At 73.7% G+C, this 19,447-nt stretch carries 17 protein-coding genes; 14 read left to right on the top strand and 3 right to left on the bottom strand.

Translation table 11 applies throughout. The features are described 5' to 3' along the window. Positions 1 to 70 precede the first annotated feature (70 nt). Both ABZW10_RS30370 and ABZW10_RS30365 read left to right on the top strand, forming a co-directional pair. Positions 71 to 1,636: a PucR family transcriptional regulator gene (locus tag ABZW10_RS30370; RefSeq protein WP_355372164.1), complete on the top strand. Its 1,566-nt coding sequence runs from the start codon at positions 71 to 73 to the stop codon at positions 1,634 to 1,636. A 162-nt stretch (positions 1,637 to 1,798) separates the two neighbouring features. After that, positions 1,799 to 3,241 carry an aldehyde dehydrogenase family protein gene (locus ABZW10_RS30365; RefSeq protein WP_355372161.1) on the top strand — a complete coding sequence of 481 codons (1,443 nt, stop codon included), beginning with the start codon at positions 1,799 to 1,801 and terminating at the stop codon, positions 3,239 to 3,241. A 112-nt stretch (positions 3,242 to 3,353) separates the two neighbouring features. Here the strand turns inward: ABZW10_RS30365 and ABZW10_RS30360 are convergent, their stop codons facing one another. Beyond that, positions 3,354 to 4,019 (bottom strand): NAD(P)H-binding protein, encoded by a 666-nt coding sequence (locus ABZW10_RS30360; protein WP_355372158.1) that lies wholly within the window; start codon positions 4,017 to 4,019, stop codon positions 3,354 to 3,356. Between the two features lie 89 nt (positions 4,020 to 4,108). On the opposite strand from ABZW10_RS30360, the gene dxr reads away from it, so the two are divergent. From dxr to ABZW10_RS30335, 5 genes are all read left to right on the top strand, one after another. Further along, entirely contained in the window at positions 4,109 to 5,338 is a 1,230-nt protein-coding gene (dxr, locus tag ABZW10_RS30355; protein ID WP_355372155.1) for a 1-deoxy-D-xylulose-5-phosphate reductoisomerase, read from the top strand. A 79-nt stretch (positions 5,339 to 5,417) separates the two neighbouring features. Continuing rightward, positions 5,418 to 6,722, top strand: coding sequence for a site-2 protease family protein (locus tag ABZW10_RS30350; protein ID WP_355372153.1), 1,305 nt, complete (start codon positions 5,418 to 5,420; stop codon positions 6,720 to 6,722). Between the two features lie 139 nt (positions 6,723 to 6,861). Further along, positions 6,862 to 8,022 carry a flavodoxin-dependent (E)-4-hydroxy-3-methylbut-2-enyl-diphosphate synthase gene (ispG, locus tag ABZW10_RS30345; protein ID WP_355372150.1) on the top strand — a complete coding sequence of 387 codons (1,161 nt, stop codon included), beginning with the start codon at positions 6,862 to 6,864 and terminating at the stop codon, positions 8,020 to 8,022. 161 nt (positions 8,023 to 8,183) lie between these two features. Beyond that, positions 8,184 to 9,059, top strand: a complete 876-nt coding sequence (locus ABZW10_RS30340; RefSeq protein ID WP_355372200.1) for a GNAT family N-acetyltransferase — start codon at positions 8,184 to 8,186, stop codon at positions 9,057 to 9,059. A 16-nt stretch (positions 9,060 to 9,075) separates the two neighbouring features. Further along, on the top strand, positions 9,076 to 9,681 hold the full coding sequence (locus ABZW10_RS30335; RefSeq protein ID WP_355372147.1) for a GNAT family N-acetyltransferase: 606 nt from the start codon (positions 9,076 to 9,078) through the stop codon (positions 9,679 to 9,681). Here the strand turns inward: ABZW10_RS30335 and ABZW10_RS30330 are convergent. Beyond that, positions 9,654 to 10,592 carry an aminoglycoside phosphotransferase family protein gene (locus tag ABZW10_RS30330; RefSeq protein WP_355372144.1) on the bottom strand — a complete coding sequence of 313 codons (939 nt, stop codon included), beginning with the start codon at positions 10,590 to 10,592 and terminating at the stop codon, positions 9,654 to 9,656. The two genes, ABZW10_RS30335 and ABZW10_RS30330, sit on opposite strands and share 28 nt — an antisense overlap. Positions 10,593 to 10,737: 145 nt before the next feature. Next, entirely contained in the window at positions 10,738 to 11,676 is a 939-nt protein-coding gene (locus ABZW10_RS30325) for a ferritin-like domain-containing protein (protein WP_355372142.1), read from the bottom strand. Between the two features lie 285 nt (positions 11,677 to 11,961). Between ABZW10_RS30325 and rimP the strand changes: the two genes are divergently transcribed. The 7 genes from rimP (at position 11,962) to ABZW10_RS30290 (ending at position 19,404) form a co-directional block, all read left to right on the top strand. After that, positions 11,962 to 12,483: a ribosome maturation factor RimP gene (gene rimP / locus ABZW10_RS30320; RefSeq protein ID WP_355372140.1), complete on the top strand. Its 522-nt coding sequence runs from the start codon at positions 11,962 to 11,964 to the stop codon at positions 12,481 to 12,483. Between the two features lie 57 nt (positions 12,484 to 12,540). Beyond that, positions 12,541 to 13,542 (top strand): transcription termination factor NusA, encoded by a 1,002-nt coding sequence (nusA, locus tag ABZW10_RS30315; RefSeq protein WP_355372137.1) that lies wholly within the window; start codon positions 12,541 to 12,543, stop codon positions 13,540 to 13,542. Positions 13,543 to 13,669: 127 nt separating this feature from the next. After that, positions 13,670 to 13,915, top strand: coding sequence for a YlxR family protein (locus ABZW10_RS30310; protein WP_355372135.1), 246 nt, complete (start codon positions 13,670 to 13,672; stop codon positions 13,913 to 13,915). Positions 13,916 to 14,126: 211 nt separating this feature from the next. Next, the gene (gene infB / locus ABZW10_RS30305; RefSeq protein ID WP_355372132.1) at positions 14,127 to 17,267 is read left to right on the top strand and encodes a translation initiation factor IF-2; all 3,141 of its coding nucleotides are present in this window, start codon (positions 14,127 to 14,129) and stop codon (positions 17,265 to 17,267) included. Positions 17,268 to 17,401: 134 nt separating this feature from the next. Continuing rightward, positions 17,402 to 17,698, top strand: a complete 297-nt coding sequence (locus tag ABZW10_RS30300) for a DUF503 domain-containing protein (protein ID WP_355372129.1) — start codon at positions 17,402 to 17,404, stop codon at positions 17,696 to 17,698. A 153-nt stretch (positions 17,699 to 17,851) separates the two neighbouring features. Further along, a complete protein-coding gene (gene rbfA / locus ABZW10_RS30295; RefSeq protein ID WP_355372127.1) occupies positions 17,852 to 18,295 on the top strand; it encodes a 30S ribosome-binding factor RbfA in 444 nt (147 codons plus the stop codon). 2 nt (positions 18,296 to 18,297) lie between these two features. Further along, positions 18,298 to 19,404, top strand: coding sequence for a bifunctional oligoribonuclease/PAP phosphatase NrnA (locus ABZW10_RS30290; protein ID WP_355372125.1), 1,107 nt, complete (start codon positions 18,298 to 18,300; stop codon positions 19,402 to 19,404). Positions 19,405 to 19,447 lie beyond the last annotated feature (43 nt).

The following is a 19,447-nucleotide window of genomic DNA, read 5'->3' as shown; positions in this document are numbered from 1 at the left end:
CCCCCCAGGACCCCCAGCCCTCTCTCGCCCGGCCGCAACGGCGCGGTCGGGTCGTTCCCTCGAAGGTGCCATGCCCCCCACACTTGCCTCCGTCGTCCGCAACACCTCGCTCCATCTGACGGTCCTCGCCGGTGCGGACCACCTGGAGCGGCCGGTCCGCTGGGTGCACACCAGCGAGCTGGACGACCCGACGCCGTTCCTGGAGGGTGGTGAGCTGCTGCTCACCACCGGGATCAAGCTCGGCCGTACCGCCGCCCGGTTGCAGGCGTACGTGCACCGGCTGGCCGACGCGGGGGTGGTCGGGCTCGGGCTGGGGGTGGGCCTGTCGCACACCGAGGTGCCGCAGCCGCTGGTGGACGCCGCGGCGCAGCGCGGGCTGCCGCTGCTGCGGGTGCCGGAGCCGACGCCGTTCATCGCGATCAGCAAGGTGGTGTCGGCGGCGCTGGCCGCCGAGCAGTACGAGGCGGTGACGACCAGCTTCGAGGCGCAGGAGGAGCTGACCCGGGCCGCGCTGGGCAAGGACGGCACGACGGCGGTGGTGCGGCGGCTGGCGGCCCGGCTGGGCGGCTGGGCGGCGCTGTACGACGGGTCGGGCGCGCTGTCGGTGGTGGCGCCGGACTGGGCGGCGCGCCGGGCCGGGCGGCTGGCGGCGGAGGTGGACCGGCTGCGGCGGCGGCCGGCGCCGTCGAGCGCGGCGCTGCAGGGCCGCGCGCCGGGGATAGACACGGCAGACGAGGACTACGTGGTGGTCCAGTCGCTGGGGGCGGACCGGCGGGCCCGGGGGTTCCTGGCGGTGGGCACCGAGGACCGGATCACGCCGACCGAGCGGTACGTGCTGAACGCGGCGGTGGCGCTGCTGACGCTGACCCTGGAGCGGTCGCGGGAGCTGCGGCAGGCCGAGGAGAAGATGGGCGCCGCGCTGCTGCGGATGGTGCTGGCCGGTGAGGTGGCGACGGCGCGGCAGGTGGCGGCGGGTCTGTTCGGGGGGCTGCCGGAGGGGACCGTCCGGGTGCTGGTGGCCGGGGCGCCGCAGGGGACGGACGCCGGGGAGGCGCTGGGCGAGCTGGGCGACCGCGCCGAGCAGGCCGGGTCGCGGGTCGGCGAGAAGCTGCTGGTGGCGCGGGAGGACGGCGCGCACGGGGCGCGGCTGATGGTGCTGGCGCTGGACAACGGCGCGGTGCACCGGGCGTGCCTGGGTGCGGTGGAGGAGCACGAGGGCCTGTCGCTGGGCGTGTCGGCGCCGGCCGCGCTGGAGGACGCCGGGACGGCGCACGCGCAGGCCGAGCGGGCACTGGCGGTGGCGCTGCGCGGCGGGCGTCGTTCGGTGGACCACGAGGAGGTCGGCGCGGGCTCGCTGCTGCCGCTGCTCGGCGAGGACGCCGTGACGGCCTTCGCGGAGGGCCTGCTGCGGCCGTTGCGGGAGCACGACCGTACGGCGCGCGGCGATCTGGTGGCCTCGCTGCGGGCGTGGCTGTCGCGGCACGGGCAGTGGGACGCGGCGGCGGCCGACCTCGGGGTGCACCGGCACACCCTGCGGTACCGGATGCGGCGGGTGGAGGAGCTGCTGGGACGGTCGCTGGACGACACCGACGTCCGGATGGAGCTCTGGCTGGCGCTGCGCTCCGGCGAGGAGTGAGCGTCGTGCGGTGGGGCCGGGCGGGGCTGGACGCAGTGGAGTGGCCGTGGGGGCGAACGCTACTCGGTGTCCAATCCGGTCGGCGCGCCGCCCGTCCTACCCTCGGTTCTGGCTCCACGTCCGTGGGGTCGTGAGGACGACGAGGAGAGGGCCGGTACCACGGTGACCACCACGTACGATTTCTGGCTGGCCGGCCGCCGGGCGAGCGGCGACGCCGACTTCGAGGTGCACAACAGCTGGGACGGCCGCCTGGTCGGCAAGGTGAGCATCCCCACCGAGGCGCAGGTCGAGGAGGCCCTGGAGGCCGCCGTCGCCGCGCTGCCGGTGTTCGCCGCGACCCCCGCGCACGTGCGCACCGCCGCCCTGGACCACGTGGCCCGGCGGCTGACCGAGCGCACCGAGGAGATCGCCCAGCTGATCACCGCCGAGAACGGCAAGCCGATCAAGTGGGCCCGCGGCGAGGTCGGCCGCGCCGTCTCGGTGTTCCGCTGGGCGGCCGAGGAGGCCCGCCGGACCAACGGCGAGACCATGCGCCTGGACACCGACCCGGGCGGCACGGGCCGCTTCGCGGTGGTGCGTCGCTTCCCGCGCGGCGTGGTGCTGGGCATCGCCCCGTTCAACTTCCCGCTGAACCTGGTCGCCCACAAGATCGCCCCGGCGATCGCGGTCGGCGCCCCGATCATCCTCAAGCCGGCCCCGGCCACCCCGCTGTCGGCCATGGTGCTGGGCGAGATCCTCGCCGAGACCGGGCTGCCGGCCGGTTCGTGGAGCGTCCTGCCGGTGCCGAACGACCGGATGCCGGCCCTGGTGCAGGACCCGCGTCTGCCGGTGATCTCCTTCACCGGTTCGGACAAGGTCGGCTACCAGATCATGGACTCGGTGCCGCGCAAGCACACCACCCTGGAGCTGGGCGGCAACGCGGCGGCCGTGGTGCTCGCCGACTGGTCCTCCGAGGCGGACCTGGAGTGGGCGGCCACCCGGATCGCGATGTTCGCCAACTACCAGGGCGGCCAGTCCTGCATCTCGGTGCAGCGGGTGATCGCCGACGCGTCGGTGTACGACGCGCTGGCCGAGAAGGTCGTCGCCAAGGTGCGGGCCCAGGTCACCGGTGACCCGAACGACGACGCGACGGACGTCGGCCCGCTGGTCGACGAGAACGCCGCCAGGCGGGTGGAGTCCTGGGTGGACGACGCGGTCGCCAAGGGCGCGAAGCTGCTCGCCGGCGGCACCCGCGAGGGCGCGACCTACGCCCCGACCGTGCTGGCCGAGCTGCCGGCCGACGCGATCCTGGCCACCTCCGAGGTGTTCGGCCCGGTCCTGTCGCTGCACAAGGTGGACGGCGTGGACGAGGCCTTCGCCGCCGTCAACGACTCGCTGTTCGGCCTGCAGGCGGGCGTGTTCACGCACGACCTGCAGACCGCCTTCCGCGCCCACCAGGAGCTGGAGGTCGGCGGTGTGATCATCGGCGACGCGCCGTCCTACCGCGCCGACCAGATGCCGTACGGCGGCGTCAAGGACTCCGGCGTCGGCCGCGAGGGCGTCCGCTACGCGATGGACGACTACACCGTCGAGAAGGTCCTGGTCCTCACCGGCCTCGCCCTCTGACGATGACGTGAGCGAGGGCCCGGCCGCCGTGTGCGGCCGGGCCCTCGCGCATGCGCGGGGTCACCGCGGGTCCGCAGCGGGGCGGACGGGGTCGCGACAGGGCCGGGCGCGGTCAGGTGTGGCCGCCGGCGGCCGCGACGGCCTCGGCCACGGTGGCGTCGCCGCCGACCAGCTCCAGGGTCTGCCCGGCGGTGCCGGGCTCGTGCAGCAGGGCGGCGAGCACGGCGGCGACGTCCTGCCGGTCGACGGAGCCGCGCGGCACGCTCGCCGCGAGCCGGACCCGCCCGGTGCCCGGGCCGTCGGTGAGGCGCCCGGGGCGCAGCACCGTCCAGTCCAGCGCGCCGCGGCCCCGGACGGCGTCCTCGGCGGCGCCCTTGGCCCGCAGATAGGTCTCGAAGACCTCGTCGGACGGGTACCGGGCCCGGGCGTCGGCGCCCATCGAGGAGACCAGGAGGTAGCGGCGCACGCCCGCCAGCACGGCGGCGTCGGCGAGCAGCACGGCCGCGTCCCGGTCGACGGTGAGCTTGCGGGCGGCGCCGCTGCCCGGTCCGGCCCCGGCCGCGAACACCACGGCGTCGGCGCCGTCGAGCAGCGGGGCGAGTTCGGCCGCGGCGGCCGTCTCCAGGTCGAGCAGCAGCGGTTCGGCCCCGGCCGCGACGAGGTCGTCGGCCTGTCCGGGGCGGCGGATGATCCCGGCGGGGCGGTCGCCGCGGTCGGCGAGCAGCCGCTCCAGGCGGCGGGCGATCTGTCCGTGGCCCCCGGCGATGACGATGCGCATGGCTCCGACGGTAGCCCGGGGGCGCGTCCGGCGCCCCGGGAACGGTCCCGTGGTGCCGGGCCGGGGGCCGGGCAGGACACAATGGGCGCATGACTTCGCTCGCCCACCCGCAGCTGCGGTTCACCCCCGAGGTGAACACCCCTTCCGGCCCCCGGGAGCTGGTGATCCTCGGCTCCACCGGTTCGATCGGCACCCAGGCCATCGACGTGGTCCTGCGCAACCCGGACCGGTTCCGGGTGGTGGCCCTGTCGGCGGCCGGCGGCCGGGTGGAGCTGCTCGCCGAGCAGGCGCTGCGGCTGGGCGTGCACACCGTGGCGGTGGCCGATCCGGCGGCCGGGCCGGCGCTGCGCGAGGCGCTGGCGGCGAAGGCGGCGGGCCGTGCGCTGCCGGCCGTGCTGGTCGGTCCGGACGCGGCGACCGAGCTGGCGGCGATGGAGTGCCACTCGGTGCTGAACGGCATCACCGGCTCGATCGGCCTGCGCCCGACGCTGGCGGCGCTGCGGGCCGGCCGGGTGCTGGTGCTGGCCAACAAGGAGTCCCTGATCGTCGGCGGTCCGCTGGTGAAGGCGGCCGCGAAGCCGGGGCAGATCGTACCGGTGGACTCGGAGCACGCCGCGCTGTTCCAGGCGCTGGCCGGCGGCACCCGGGCAGAGGTCCGCAAGCTGGTGGTGACGGCGAGCGGCGGCCCGTTCCGCAACCGCGGCCGCGCCGAACTGGCGGGCGTCACACCGGCCCAGGCGCTGGCGCACCCGACCTGGGCGATGGGCCCGGTCGTCACGATCAACTCGGCCACCCTGGTGAACAAGGGCCTGGAGGTGATCGAGGCGCACCTGCTGTACGACGTGCCGTTCGACCGGATCGAGGTCGTGGTCCATCCGCAGTCGGTCGTCCACTCGATGGTGGAGTTCACGGACGGTTCCACGCTGGCGCAGGCGAGCCCGCCGGACATGCGGATGCCGATCGCGCTGGGACTGGGCTGGCCGGACCGGGTGCCGGACGCGGCCCCGGCCTGCGACTGGACCAAGGCCGCGACCTGGGAGTTCTTCCCGCTGGACGACGACGCCTTCCCGGCGGTCGAGCTGGCCCGCGAGGTCGGCACGCTGGGCGGCACCGCCCCGGCGGTGTTCAACGCGGCCAACGAGGAGTGCGTGGACGCCTTCCTGAACGGCCGCCTCGCCTTCACCGGGATCGTGGACACTGTGGCGAAGGTCGTGGCGGAGCACGGCACGCCGGTGGCGGGAACTTCGCTGACGGTCGAGGACGTCCTGCACGCGGAGGACTGGGCGCGCGCCCGGGCCCGCGAGCTGGCCGGGGGCTGATCCGGGACCGCCCGGACGGCACCGCCGGACGACCGGTACGACGACAGGATGAGCGGAGTGGCATGACGGAGGAGCAGCGGTGGCAACGGTGATGACGGTGGTCGGCATCCTGGTCTTCGTACTGGGACTGCTCGTTTCGATCGCCTGGCACGAGCTCGGCCACCTCTCCACGGCCAAGCTGTTCGGCATCCGGGTGCCGCAGTACATGGTCGGCTTCGGCCCGACGGTCTGGTCGCGGAAGAAGGGCGAGACCGAGTACGGCCTCAAGGCCGTTCCGCTGGGCGGGTACATCCGGATGATCGGGATGTTCCCGCCCGGTGCGGACGGGCGGATCACCCAGCGCTCCACCTCGCCCTGGCGGACCATGATCGAGGACGCCAGGGAGGCCTCCTACGAGGAGGTCAAGGAGGGCGACGAGAACCGGCTCTTCTACACGCGCAAGCCCTGGAAGCGCGTGATCGTCATGTTCGCCGGGCCGTTCATGAACCTGATCCTCTCCTTCGGGCTCTTCCTGACGGTGATGATGGGCTTCGGCGTCCCGATGTCGGTGCCGACCATCGGCACCGTCTCGGAGTGCGTGGTGAAGGCTGGCCAGCCGACCGACACCTGCCCGGCGGACGCGCCCGTGGCGCCGGCCTTCCAGGCCGGGCTGAAGCCGGGCGACAAGGTGGTCTCCTTCGACGGCGACCGGATCACCACCTACGAGCAGCTCCAGGGCGACATCCGCAAGTCGGCCGGCAGGACGGTCGAGGTGATGGTCGAGCGCGGCGGGCAGCAGCTCACCCTCACCCCGACCATCGCCGTCAACGACGTGCAGAAGTACGACGACAACGGCGTGCCGGTCAAGGGCGAGACGGTGCGGGCCGGCTTCCTCGGCTTCACCCCGACCAGCGGCGTGGTCCAGCTCGGCTTCGGGCAGTCCGTCGACCGGATGTACGACATGGCGCAGAACGGCGTGAAGTCGCTCGCCGCGCTGCCCGGCAAGATCCCGGGCCTGTGGCACTCGGTGGTGGACGGCACCCCGCGCGAGTCCGACTCGCCGATCGGCATGGTCGGCGCCGCCCGGGTCAGCGGCGAGGTGTTCGCGCTGGACATCCCGGGCAGCCAGCGGGTCGCCTACTTCGTCAACCTGCTCGCCGGGATCAACCTCTCGCTGTTCCTCTTCAACATGCTGCCGCTGCTGCCGCTGGACGGCGGCCACATCGCGGGAGCGGTCTGGGAGTCGGTGCGCCGCCGCTTCGCCGCCCTCTTCCGCCGTCCCGACCCCGGCCCGTTCGACGTGGCCCGGCTGATGCCGCTCGCCTACGTCGTGGCCAGCGTGTTCATCGGCTTCACCCTGCTGGTGCTGGTGGCCGACCTGGTGAACCCCGTCAAGATCAGCTAGGGCGGGGGCCGGTGGGTGCGCGGGCGCCCGTTGCCGTGCCGTACCGTTGGAGCCCGGGCGTGCGATCGTCGGCGCGTCCGGGCCCGGCCGTCCCAGCGGCCGGACCGACCACACCTCAACCCCGGGGAACCCTGCGCACATGACCGCGATCTCGCTCGGTATTCCGTCTCTGCCGCTCAAGCCGCTCGCCAAGCGCCGTGTCTCCCGTCAGATCATGGTCGGCAACGTCCCGGTCGGCGGCGACGCCCCCGTCTCGGTGCAGTCCATGACGACCACGGTGACCTCGGACATCAACGCCACGCTGCAGCAGATCGCGGAGCTCACCGCGTCCGGCTGCCAGATCGTGCGGGTCGCCGTCCCCTCCCAGGACGACGCCGACGCACTGCCGATCATCGCCAAGAAGTCGCAGATCCCGGTGATCGCCGACATCCACTTCCAGCCGAAGTACGTCTTCGCGGCCATCGACGCCGGCTGCGCCGCGGTCCGCGTCAACCCGGGCAACATCAAGGCCTTCGACGACAAGGTCGGCGAGATCGCCAAGGCGGCCAAGGACGCCGGCGTGCCGATCCGGATCGGCGTCAACGCCGGCTCGCTCGACAAGCGCCTGCTGGAGAAGTACGGCCGGGCCACCCCCGAGGCGCTGGTCGAGTCCGCGCTCTGGGAGTGCTCGCTCTTCGAGGAGCACGACTTCCGCGACATCAAGATCTCGGTCAAGCACAACGACCCGGTCGTGATGATCAACGCCTACCGCCAGCTCGCCGCCGCCTGCGACTACCCGCTGCACCTCGGTGTCACCGAGGCCGGTCCGGCCTTCCAGGGCACCATCAAGTCCGCGGTCGCCTTCGGCGCGCTGCTCGCCGAGGGCATCGGCGACACCATCCGGGTCTCGCTGTCCGCCCCGCCGGCCGAGGAGATCAAGGTCGGCAACCAGATCCTGGAGTCGCTGGGCCTGCGCCAGCGCGGTCTGGAGATCGTCTCCTGCCCGTCCTGCGGCCGCGCCCAGGTCGACGTCTACAAGCTCGCCGAGGAGGTCACGGCGGGTCTGGAGGGCATGAACGTGCCGCTGCGCGTCGCCGTCATGGGCTGCGTCGTCAACGGTCCGGGCGAGGCGCGCGAGGCCGACCTCGGTGTCGCCTCCGGCAACGGCAAGGGCCAGATCTTCGTCAAGGGCGAGGTCATCAAGACCGTCCCCGAGTCCAAGATCGTGGAGACCCTGATCGAGGAGGCGTTCAAGATCGCCGAGCAGATGGAGGCCGAGGGCGCCGAGTCCGGCGCCCCGACCGTCACCGCCGGCGAGTGACCCGGCCCGGTACCGGGGGTGCCGGGTCGTCCGAAAGTCTTCCGGAAGCGGGGCCGTCCGTGCGCGGGCGGCCCCGCGGCCGTAGCCGGGTGGGGGCACGGAGTAGGGTGCGGCCAGAGTCGTCTCAGTAAGGTGCTGTCTCGATGCTCGATCGAGGTGTGATGCTCCCCAGCTCGTTCCAGGCCGCGCGCGCCCTGGCGACCACCCGCGTGCTGGAACCGCCGGACCTCGCCGACGCGCTCGCCGTCCTCCACCGCGACCCGGTCGCCAACGCCTTCGTGGCCACCCGGGTGGAGGCCGTCGGCCTCGACCCGTGGCGGCTCGGCGGCGAGATGTGGGGCTGGTACGACGAGCACGGCGAACTCGACGCGCTCTGCTACGCGGGGGCCAATCTGGTCCTGGTGGACGCCGGGCCGCAGGCGGTCCAGGCCTTCGCCGAGCGCGCCCGCAGACAGGGGCGCCGCTGTTCCTCCATCGTGGGCCCGGCCGGGCCCACGTCGGCGCTGTGGGCGCTGCTGGAGCGCAGTTGGGGGCCGGCCCGGGAGGTGCGGGCGCACCAGCCGCTGATGTCGACGAGCGTGCCGTCCGCGGAGATCTCGCCGGATCCGCTGGTGCGGCGGGTGCGGCGCAACGAGATCGAGACCCTGATGCCGGCCTGTGTGGCGATGTTCACCGAGGAGGTCGGGGTCTCTCCGCTGGCCGGCGACGGGGGGCTGCTCTACCAGGCCCGGGTCGCCGAACTCGTCTCCACAGGGCGCTCGTTCGCCCGGTTCGGGGAGGCGGGGGAGGTCGTGTTCAAGGCCGAGATCGGGGCCGTCACGGCGGGGGCCTGCCAGATCCAGGGGGTCTGGGTGGCGCCCGAGCAGCGGGGGAAGGGGCTCTCCGAGATCGGGATGGCGGCGGTGCTGGACGTCGCGCTGCGGGAGGTGGCGCCGGTGGTCTCGCTGTACGTCAACGACTACAACCTGCGGGCGCGGGCCGCGTACCGGCGGGTGGGGTTCCGGGAGGTCGGGGCGTTCATGAGCGTGCTGTTCTGAGGGGCGGGAATCGGGCATGGAACGGCTGACGGGTGTGACGGTCGAGGCCATCGACCTTGCGGTGTGGGCTCCGCAGGCCCTTGAGGTCCAGGCGGTGGCGTTCGGGCTCACGCCGGAGGAGGTCATGGTCCGGCTGCACATCGTCGGGCGGCATGCGCAGCAGCCGGGGGTGATCGCGCTCGGGGCGTTCAGCGGGGGCGAGGGGATGGCTGGGCGGGGGCGGTTGGTGGGGTTCGGGTACGGGATGCCCAACCACCGGGAGCACTGGTGGAGCACGGTGATCGAGCCCTATCTGGTCGCCCGGGGGTACGGGGACTGGCTGGACGGCGTCTTCGCGGTCACCGAGCTGCACGTGCTGCCGGAGTACCAGGGGCGGGGGGTCGGCTCGGCGCTGATCCGCACGCTGACCGGGCTCTCCGGGATGGACCGCAGCATCCTCTCCGCGATCGACGCCGAGACGCCGGCCCGGCGGCTCTACCGGTCCCTGGGGTACCGGGACCTCGCGCGGGCCGTGCACTTTCCGAACACGGAGCGGCGGTACGCGGTGATGGGCGCGCCGTTGCCGTTGCGGGAGGCCGGCGGGGCCGGGCCCGCTCAGAGCGCGCCGGCGAACTCCAGGTAGAGCTCGGCCTCGGGGCGGCGGCCGGCGGCGAGGGCGGTCAGGGCGAGGTCGACGGCACGGACCAGGGTCCAGCCGCGGAGGCGGTCGCGGTCGACGTCCAGGGCTTCGGCGAGTTGGTGCAGCCGGCGGCGGAGGGCGGCGGGGAGGCCGGGGGAGCCGACGAGGGTGTCCGCGCGGTCCAGGGCGAGGCGGGCCAGGTCGTAGGCGCGTTCGCCGACCAGGGGGCGGGGGGCGATCGCCAGCCAGGGGGCGCGGTCGGCGGCGAGGACGTTGCCGTGGTGGAAGTCGCCGTGGAGGAGGAACTCCTCGGTGGCGGAGGCGGTGAGGGAGGTGGCGGTTTCCCTGGCCTCGGTGAGGAGGGGGGTGGCTTCGTCGGGGAGGGCGGGGAGTTCGTCGGGGACCGTGGGGACGGTGTCGGGGAGGGTGGGGAGCGGGAGGGACGAGGGGGACGAGGGGGACGAGGGGAGGGGGAGCCAGAGGCGGTGGAGGAGGCTGGTGGCTTCCAGCATGGCCTTGGGTTCGGCGAGGGAGCGGAGCGGGATCTCGCCGTGGAGGCGTTCCAGGAGGAGGACGCTGGTGGTGGGGGTTTGGTGGGCGTCGAGCAGGAGGACGGCGCCGCGGCCGGCCCAGGTGGTGAGGGCTTCGGGCTCGTGGGCGGTTTCGGGGGTGCGGAGGGAGACCTTGAGGGCGGCCGGGGTGAGGTCGTCGTCGCGGTGGACGTAGGCGACCAGGCCGAGGGTGCCGCCGGGGTCCAGGACGCGGTCCAGGGTGAGGCCGAGGCGGGTGAGCTGGGCGGAGACGAGGGCGGGCAGTTCGGCCAGCCAGCTGGTCGCCTCGGCGGGGTGGGCGGCGGTGATGCTGCGGGTGAGCCAGTCGGGGACGGTGATCCGTCCTGGTGCTGGTGCCGACATGGTGGCCTTCCGGTCGCGGGTCCCCTGGGGCGGTACGGGTTCATTGTCCGTTATGGGAAGGATGGGGGCGGCGGCGCGGGGTGGGGGTGGGCGGGGTGGTGCGGGTGAGTTTTCTGCGGGCGCGCGGCTTGGCTCGCGCGCCCGGTCAGGGGGCGGTGCTGGGGGTGGGGGTGCTGGGGAGGCCGGGGAAGGGGGTGGGGGCGGCGCCCCAGTGGTGGGCGCGGAGGGCGGAGTCGCGGAGGGCGTCGGCCGCGAGGAGGCGGTGGGGGGTGGGGGCGGCGGCGACCAGGTCGGCGTAGACGGTGGTGAGGCGGGTTTCCAGGTGGGCGGCGAGGCGGGTGGCGGCGGGGGCGTCGGTGACCGGGAAGGGGAGCTGGTAGCCGGCGGCCGCGGCGGTGGGGGTGGCGCCGCTGGTGGCGAGGAGGCGCTGCCAGGCGTCGCGGCGGGACTGGTGGGCGGCCAGGGTGGTGCGGGCGTCGGTGCGCTGCTGGTCGTCGGTGAGGCGGGCGCCGACCACGCCGTAGCCGTAGACGGCGGCGTGTTCGGCGCTCAGGGCGTCCTGGAAGGCGGTGGCCGGGTCACCGGCGGGGGTGGGGGAGGGGGTTGAGGCGGCGGGGGTGGTGGCGCCGGGGTCGCCGAGGGCTGCGGCGTGCAGGACGCCGGCGGTGGAGACGGAGGCCAGCAGGCGGGCCAGTGGGGGGGAGGCGGCGTCCAGGTCGGCGAGGCGGGACTGGGCGGTCTGGCGTTCGAGGGCGGCCAGGGCGGTGAGGGTGGTGGGGGCGCTGCTGGGTGGTGCGGTGACGGTGGGGGGTGCGGTGGTGGTGGGCTGGAGGGCGGCGCGGTGCTGGGCGACCTCGGCGCGCAGCGGCTGGAGCTGGGGGGCCTGGGGGAGGAGGGCGTCGTAGCCGGCCAGGAGGGTGTCGGTGGCGGCGACGGCGCGCAGCCGGATCGGCTCGTCCGGGTCGGGGCGGCGGGCGGCGCCGGCCGGGGGGGTGCCGTGGGGCTCGGTGCAGGCGGTGAGGGCTGTGCCGGCGGTGACGAGCAGTCCGAGGGTGAGGAAGGTCCGTCGGCTGCGCGGCTGCATGGGTGTCACTCCGGGGCGTGTACGGGAGGACGGCCTGCCCGCCTGCCCTCGTTGGCGTGAATGATTACAGAATCCTTACGTCTGTGGGGGCCGATCGAGTTGTCGGTGAGGGGTGTGAGCTTGCTCGCACCGGGTGCGGCGGCGCCGGGGCCGGAATCGGTGGTTGGGGGGTTCACCGGCTAGGCTTTGGGCCGAGCTGCCGCGACCCGGCCGCGCGCCGTACCGGCGCCGGGGGTGCGGGGCGACCTTCCGACAACAGCAGACGCGGCCGAGGAGTCCACCCGGATGAGCACCACCCACATCGACCGGCTGCGCGCGTTGCTGGAGCCGCTGGCCGCGCAGGCGGGCCTGGACCTGGAGGACGTCAAGGTCACCCAGGCGGGCAGCCGCCGCCAGGTGCAGATCGACGTGGACGCCGACGGCGGCGTGGACCTGGACACCATCGCCGAGTTCAGCCGGGTGGTCGGCGAGGCCCTGGACGAGTCGGACGTGATGGGTTCCGGGGCGTACGTCCTGGAGGTCGGCTCGCCCGGCGCCGAGCGTCCGCTGAGCGTGCCGCGGCACTGGATCCGCGCCGAGGGCCGGCTGGCCAGGATCCACCTGGTGGACGGCGGGGAGATCGTCGCCCGGGTGCTGGAGGCGGACGAGGACGGCGCGCTGGTCGAGGTGCAGCCGGTGAAGGGCCGCGGCCGGCCCAAGGAGCGCCGGCTGGAGTACGGCGAGGTCGCCCGGGCCCGGGTCCAGGTGGAGTTCAACCGCAAGGACGACGAGCTGCTGCTCGACGAGGGGGACGACGGTGCGGAGTGACGACCTGCGCACCGACCGCACCATGATGAACGTGACGAAAGACGAGGAGGCGTAGCCGTGGACATCGACATGAGTGCCCTGCGCACGCTGGTCAGCGAGAAGAACATCCCCTTCGGCCTCGTGGTCGAGTCGATCGAGTCGGCCCTCCTCACCGCGTACCACCGCACCGAGGGCTCGCGCCGCCGCGCCCGGGTCGAGCTGGACCGCAAGACCGGCCACGTGACGGTCTGGGCGACCGAGGACGCGTCGGAGCTGGAGGAGGGCGTCGAGCCGAAGGAGTTCGACGACACCCCGAGCGGTTTCGGCCGGATCGCCTCCAGCATCGGCATGCAGGTGATGATGCAGCGGCTGCGTGACGCCGCCGACGACCAGACCTTCGGCGAGTACGCGGGCAAGGAGGGCGACATCGTCACCGGTGTCGTCCAGCAGGGCAACGACCCGAAGAACGTGCTGGTCGACATCGGCAAGCTGGAGGCCATCCTCCCGCCGCAGGAGCAGGTCCCGGGCGAGGACTACCGCCACGGCACCCGGCTGAAGTGCTACGTCGTGGCCGTGCGCCGTGGTGTGCGCGGCGCGTCGGTGACGCTGTCGCGCACCCACCCGAACCTGGTGAAGAAGCTGTTCGCGCTGGAGGTCCCGGAGATCGCGGACGGCAGCGTGGAGATCGCGGCGATCGCCCGTGAGGCCGGCCACCGGACCAAGATCGCGGTCTGGTCGCGCCGCCAGGGGCTGAACGCCAAGGGCGCCTGCATCGGCCCGATGGGCTCCCGGGTGCGCGCGGTGATGGGCGAGCTGCACGGCGAGAAGATCGACATCGTCGACTGGTCGGAGGACCCGCGCGAGATGGTCGCCGCCGCGCTGTCCCCCGCCCGGGTGACCAGCGTGGAGATCGTCGACGCCGCCCAGCGCTCCGCGCGGGTGATCGTGCCGGACTACCAGCTGTCGCTGGCGATCGGCAAGGAGGGGCAGAACGCCCGTCTCGCGGCCCGGCTCACCGGGTGGCGGATCGACATCCGGCCGGACACCGAGGGTGGCGAACAGGAATCCGCGACCCCGTAGTCGTTGTTGTCCGAGTGCCCCTGCCGTTCCCTCCGGGATCGGCGGGGCGGCGCCATGTCCCTTCGGAGGGGTAGACTTGCCTTCGTCTGGCCGGACGCACGTCCGAGCACGCCCGGAACGCACCTGCGTGGGCTGCCGCAAGCGAGCGGCCAAGCACCAGCTGTTGCGTGTCACGGCGGTCGAGGGCGTCTGCGTCCCTGATCCCCGTGGCGCACTGCCGGGCCGGGGCGCACACCTGCACCCCGAACCGGCCTGCCTCGACCTCGCGGTCCGCCGACGGGCGTTCCCCCGGGCCTTCCGGATCCAGGGCGCGCTCGACACCGGGCGGCTCCGCGGGTACATCGAGGAGCGGGTGAGCGACAGCTCCCCGTGACGGCCGCCGCTCGCGCGGCGGAGAACCACCGCAACAAGCACGGCACACGGGCAGCCGTACGCCGTGCCACCAGTCAGGTACCTCGCGATGTGGAAGTAGGTCGAGATTGCGATGAGCACTCGATGAGTACGCGATGAGTACGCGATGGGTACGCCCATGAAGTAGCGACAGTCCGGCGGACGAGACCCCCGGACTCATAGACAGGAGTGAAGTGGCTAAGGTCCGGGTTTACGAACTCGCCAAGGAACTCGGTTTGGAGAGCAAGGCCGTCATGGCCAAGCTGACCGAGCTGGGTGAGTTCGTCCGTTCGGCGTCCTCGACGATCGAGGCGCCGGTCGTACGCAAGTTGACTGACGCGCTTGGTGTGGCCCCCACCGGTGGTTCCGCTGCCAAGCCGGGCCCGCGGAAGCCCGCGGCGCCCCAGCCCGCGGCCGGTTCGGCCGCGGGTGCACCCAAGCCGGGTGCTCCGACCCCGGGTCCGCGCCCCGCGGCCCCCGGTCCCCGTCCGACCCCCGCGGCCGCCGCTCCGGCGCCGGCCGCCCCCGCCGCGGCCCGGCCGTCCGGCCCGACGCCGGGCCCGCGCCCGGCTCCGCGCCCCGCGGCGCCGGCCGCCCCCGCGGCCGAGTTCTCCTCGCCGGCCCCCGAGGCCGCCGAGACCCAGGCCCCGCGCCAGGCCCCGCAGGCCTCGCAGGCCCCGCAGGCCTCGCGTCCGGCCGGTCCCGCCGCCGGCGGTGCCCGTCCGGGCCCGCGTCCGGCCGGTCCGCGTCCGGGCAACAACCCGTTCACCTCGGGCAGCGCCACCGGTATGGCCCGCCCCGGCGACCGCCGTCAGGGCGCGCCGGGTGCCCGTCCGGGTGCTCCGGCCGGCCAGGGTGGCGACCGTCCGCGTCCGGGTGGCGACCGTCCGCGTCCGGGTGGCCAGGGTGCCCCCGGTGGCGACCGTCCCCGTCCGGGTGGCGACCGTCCGCGTCCGGGTGGCCAGGGTGCCCCCGGTGCCGGTGCTCCCCGTCCGGGCGGTGCCCCGCGTCCCGGTGGCGCGCCGCGTCCGGCCGCCCCGGGTGCCCCGGGTGCCGGTGCTCCGCGCCCCGACGGCATGCCGCGTCCGGCCGGCCCGCGTCCGACCCCGTCGGGCATGCCGCGTCCGAACCCGGGCATGATGCCGCAGCGTCCGGCCGGTCCGGGCCCGCGTCCCGGCCCGGGTGGCCGTGGTCCGGGTGGCCCCGGTGGCCGTCCGGGTGGTCCGGGTGCCGGTGGCGCCCGTCCGGGCTTCCAGGGCCGTCCGGCCGGTCCGGGCTCGCGTCCGGCCGGTGGCGGCTTCGGCGGCCCCCGTCCCGGTGGCGGTGCCCCGGGTGGCGGCGGCGGCTTCGGTCCGCGTCCGGGTGGCTTCGGCGGCCGTCCCGGTGGCCCGGGTGCCCGTGGTGGCACGCAGGGTGCCTTCGGCCGTGGCCCCGGTGGCCGTCCGGCCCGTGGTCGCAAGTCGAAGCGGGCGAAGCGCCAGGAGTACGAGGCCATGCAGGCCCCGTCCGTCGGCGGTGTGATGCTGCCTCGCGGCAACGGCCAGACCGTTCGCCTGTCGAGCGGCGCCTCGCTGATGGACTTCGCGGAGAAGATCAACGCCAACCCGGCCGCGCTCGTCTCCGTCATGTTCAACCTCGGCGAGATGGTCACCGCGACGCAGTCGGTCTCCGACGCGACGCTGCAGCTGCTGGCCGACGAGATGGGCTTCCAGCTCGAGATCGTCAGCCGGGACGACGAGGACCGCGAGCTGCTGGAGTCGTTCGACATCGACTTCGGCGCCAACGAAGGCGACGAGGACCAGCTGGCCCCGCGCCCGCCGGTCGTCACCGTCATGGGTCACGTCGACCACGGTAAGACCCGCCTGCTGGACGCCATCCGCAAGTCCAACGTGGTGGCCGGCGAGGCCGGTGGCATCACCCAGCACATCGGTGCCTACCAGGTGGTCACCGAGGTGAACGGCGAGCAGCGCCCGATCACCTTCCTCGACACCCCGGGTCACGAGGCGTTCTCCGCCATGCGTGCCCGTGGTGCCAAGTCCACCGACATCGCGATCCTGGTGGTCGCGGCCAACGACGGTGTCATGCCGCAGACGGTCGAGGCGCTGAACCACGCCAAGGCCGCCGGTGTGCCGATCGTGGTCGCCGTCAACAAGATCGACGTCGAGGGCGCCGACCCGACCAAGGTCCGCGGCCAGCTGACCGAGTTCGGCCTGGTGGCCGAGGAGTACGGCGGCGACACCATGTTCGTCGACATCTCCGCGCGCCAGGGTCTGCACATCGACCAGCTGCTGGAGGCCGTGGTCCTGACCGCGGACGCCTCGCTGGACCTGCGGGCCAACCCCGAGCAGGACGCGCAGGGTATCGCCATCGAGGCCCACCTCGACAAGGGCCGCGGTGCCATGGCGACCGTCCTCGTGCAGCGCGGTACCCTCCGCGTCGGTGACTCGATCGTGGTCGGCGACGCCTACGGCCGCGTCCGCGCGATGCTGGACGAGAACGGCAACAGCCTCGCCGAGGCCGGCCCGTCCCGCCCGGTGCTGCTGCTCGGTCTGACCTCGGTGCCCCGCGCCGGCGACAGCTTCATCGTCGTCGACGAGGACCGCACCGCCCGTCAGATCGCCGAGAAGCGCTCGGCCCGCGACCGCAACGCCGCCTTCGCGCAGCGTCGGGTCCGGGTGTCCCTGGAGGACCTGGACAAGGCCATCGCCGCCGGCTCCATCGAGCAGCTCAACCTCATCATCAAGGGTGACGTCTCCGGTTCGGTCGAGGCCCTCGAGGACGCCCTCGTCAAGCTGGACGTGGGCGAGGAGGTCGAGCTCCGGGTCCTGCACCGCGGTGTGGGTGCCATCACCGAGTCCGACGTGGACCTGGCGATGGGCTCGGACGCCATCATCATCGGCTTCAACGTGCGCGCCGAAGGCCGTGCGCGTGCGGCGGCCGACAAGGAAGGCGTGGACGTCCGGTACTACTCGGTCATCTACCAGGCGATCGAGGAGATCGAGAACGCCCTCAAGGGCATGCTCAAGCCGGAGTACGAGGAGGTGCGCCTCGGCGCCGCGGAGATCCGCGAGGTCTTCCGCTCCTCCAAGTTCGGCAACATCGCCGGTGTCCTGGTCCGCGACGGCATCATCCGCCGCAACGCCAAGGCCCGCCTGCTGCGCGACGGCAAGGTCGTGGCGGAGAGCCTCACCATCGAGGGTCTGCGCCGCTTCAAGGACGACGCGACCGAGGTCCGCGAGGGCTTCGAGGCCGGTGTGACCCTGGGCTCGTTCAACGACATCAAGGTCGAGGACATCATCGAGACCTACGAGATGCGCGAGAAGCCGCGCGCGTAAGCGGGTGGCTGCCGGGGCCGGTCGACGGGTGGAATTCCCGTCGACCGGCCCCGGTCCTGCTGTGTAGGGTCCGGGGAGCGGTCCGGTTCGGGACCGCTCCCCGAGGCCTTCCAGGTCGGCTAGACCTGTCACACATGTTCGTGGGAACACTCACCTTCGACCTGCTGTTGGGCGACGTCCACTCGCTCAAGGAGAAGCGGTCGATCGTGCGGCCCATCGTGGCCGAACTGCAGCGCAAGTACAGCGTGTGCGCTGCCGAGACCGGGAACCAGGACCTGCACCGGCGGGCCGAGATCGGCCTGGCGGTGGTGTCCGGCGAGGCCGGGTACGTCACCGAGGTCCTGGACAGCTGTGAGCGGCTGGTCGCCGGCCGCCCCGAGGTAGAACTGCTCTCCGCCAGGAGGCGCTACCACAACGACGACGACGAATGAGAGCTGTGGAGCCGGGCGGCGTGAGTCGCCGTTCTCACACAGATCAGGACCGAGAGCGCCCACAAGGCTGGGCGCGGGCCGGTACTTTGGGGCAGGGGCCCCGACGGGCGCGCAGCACGCCCGAGTACCCGGCCCACTGCACGAGGAGGCAACGTGACCGACACCGCAAGGGCGCGCAAGCTCGCCGACCGCATCCAGGTGGTCGTCGCCCAGACCCTGGAGCGCCGGATCAAGGACCCGCGACTCGGGTTCGTGACCATCACCGACGCACGGGTGACCGGGGACCTGCGCGAGGCCACCGTCTTCTACACCGTCTTCGGCGACGACACCGAGCGTGAGGCCACGGCCGCCGCGCTGGAGAGCGCCAAGGGCGTGCTCCGCTCCGAGGTCGGCAAGCAGACCGGGGTGCGCTTCACCCCGACGCTGACCTTCGTCGCGGACGCGCTGCCGGAGAACGCCCGGAACATCGACGACCTGCTCGACCGGGCCCGGGCCATCGACGCCGCCGTGCGGACCACCGCCGCGGGCGCGACCTACGCCGGCGACGCGGACCCGTACAAGGTTCCGGCGGCCGAGCGTGACGACGAGGACGAGTAGTCATGGCGGGTGAGCCGGCGGCGGCCGGTTCGGCGGCCGGTACCGGTTCGACCACGGGGGCGTCCTCCACCGACACGGTGGAGGGTGCCCTCGCGGTGCTTCCCGGACCGCGCTCCGAGGAGAGCGGGCGCGAGCTGGTCTGGCAGCAGCTGGTCGCGGAGATCGGGCGGGCCCGCTCGGTCGACCTGATCTGCCACATCTGCCCGGACGGCGACGCGCTCGGCTCCGCGCTGGCGGCCGGGCTGGCCCTGCGCGGGCTCGGCAAGGAGGTCCGGGTCTCCTTCGGCGACGATCCGCAGATCGTCCCCGAGTCGCTGGCCTTCCTGCCCGGCCAGGAGCTGATCGTGCCGGTCGCGGCGGTGCCCGACACCCCCGAGCTGGTGCTCTGCTTCGACGTCGCGGCGGAGAGCCGGCTCGGCCTGCTGCACGACAAGGCCTTCGCCGCGCCGGTGCTGGCCGTCCTCGACCACCACGCCTCCAACCCCGGCTTCGGCACCCACCAGCTGATCGACCCGGGCGCCCCGGCCACCGCCGTCCTGGTGGACGAGCTGCTGCGCCGGCTCGGCGTCGAGCTGGACCAGGACCTGGCCGCCTGCCTCTACACCGGTGTCGCCACCGACACCGGCTCGTTCAAGTACCGGGCCACCACCCCGGCGACGCACGAGCTCGCCGCGCGGCTGCTGGCCACCGGCATCCGGCACGACCTCATCGCGCGGCAGCTGTGGGACACCTCCTCCTTCGGCTACCTCAAGGTGCTGGCCGGCGCGCTCGACCGGGCCGTCTACGAGCCGCGGGCGGCGGGCGGTCTCGGCCTGGTGTGGACCTGGGTGCCGTACCAGGACCTGGTGCTGTTCAGCGTCACCGTCGAGGAGATCGAGGGCCTGATCGACATCCTGCGCCGTCCGGCCGAGGCCGAGGTGGCGCTGGTGCTCAAGCAGGACCCGGACGGCACGCTGCGCGGTTCCTCGCGCTCCAAGGGCGCGGTGGACGTCGCGGCGGCCTGCGCCGAGCTGGGCGGCGGCGGGCACGTCTTCGCGGCCGGCTTCTCGGCCCGGGAGGACGTCCCCGTGGTGGTGGAGCGCTTCCGGGCCGCGCTGCGGGTTCGGTAGCCGCGCCGCGCTTTCGGTAGCTTTGCGGTGCGGTTGATGTGTG

The sequence above is a fragment of the Kitasatospora sp. NPDC004723 genome, assembly GCF_040609255.1.
Classification (GTDB): Bacteria; Actinomycetota; Actinomycetes; order Streptomycetales; family Streptomycetaceae; genus Kitasatospora.
The sequence above is the reverse complement of the archived record's forward strand: the minus strand, read 5'-3'. Positions and strand labels throughout refer to the sequence as shown.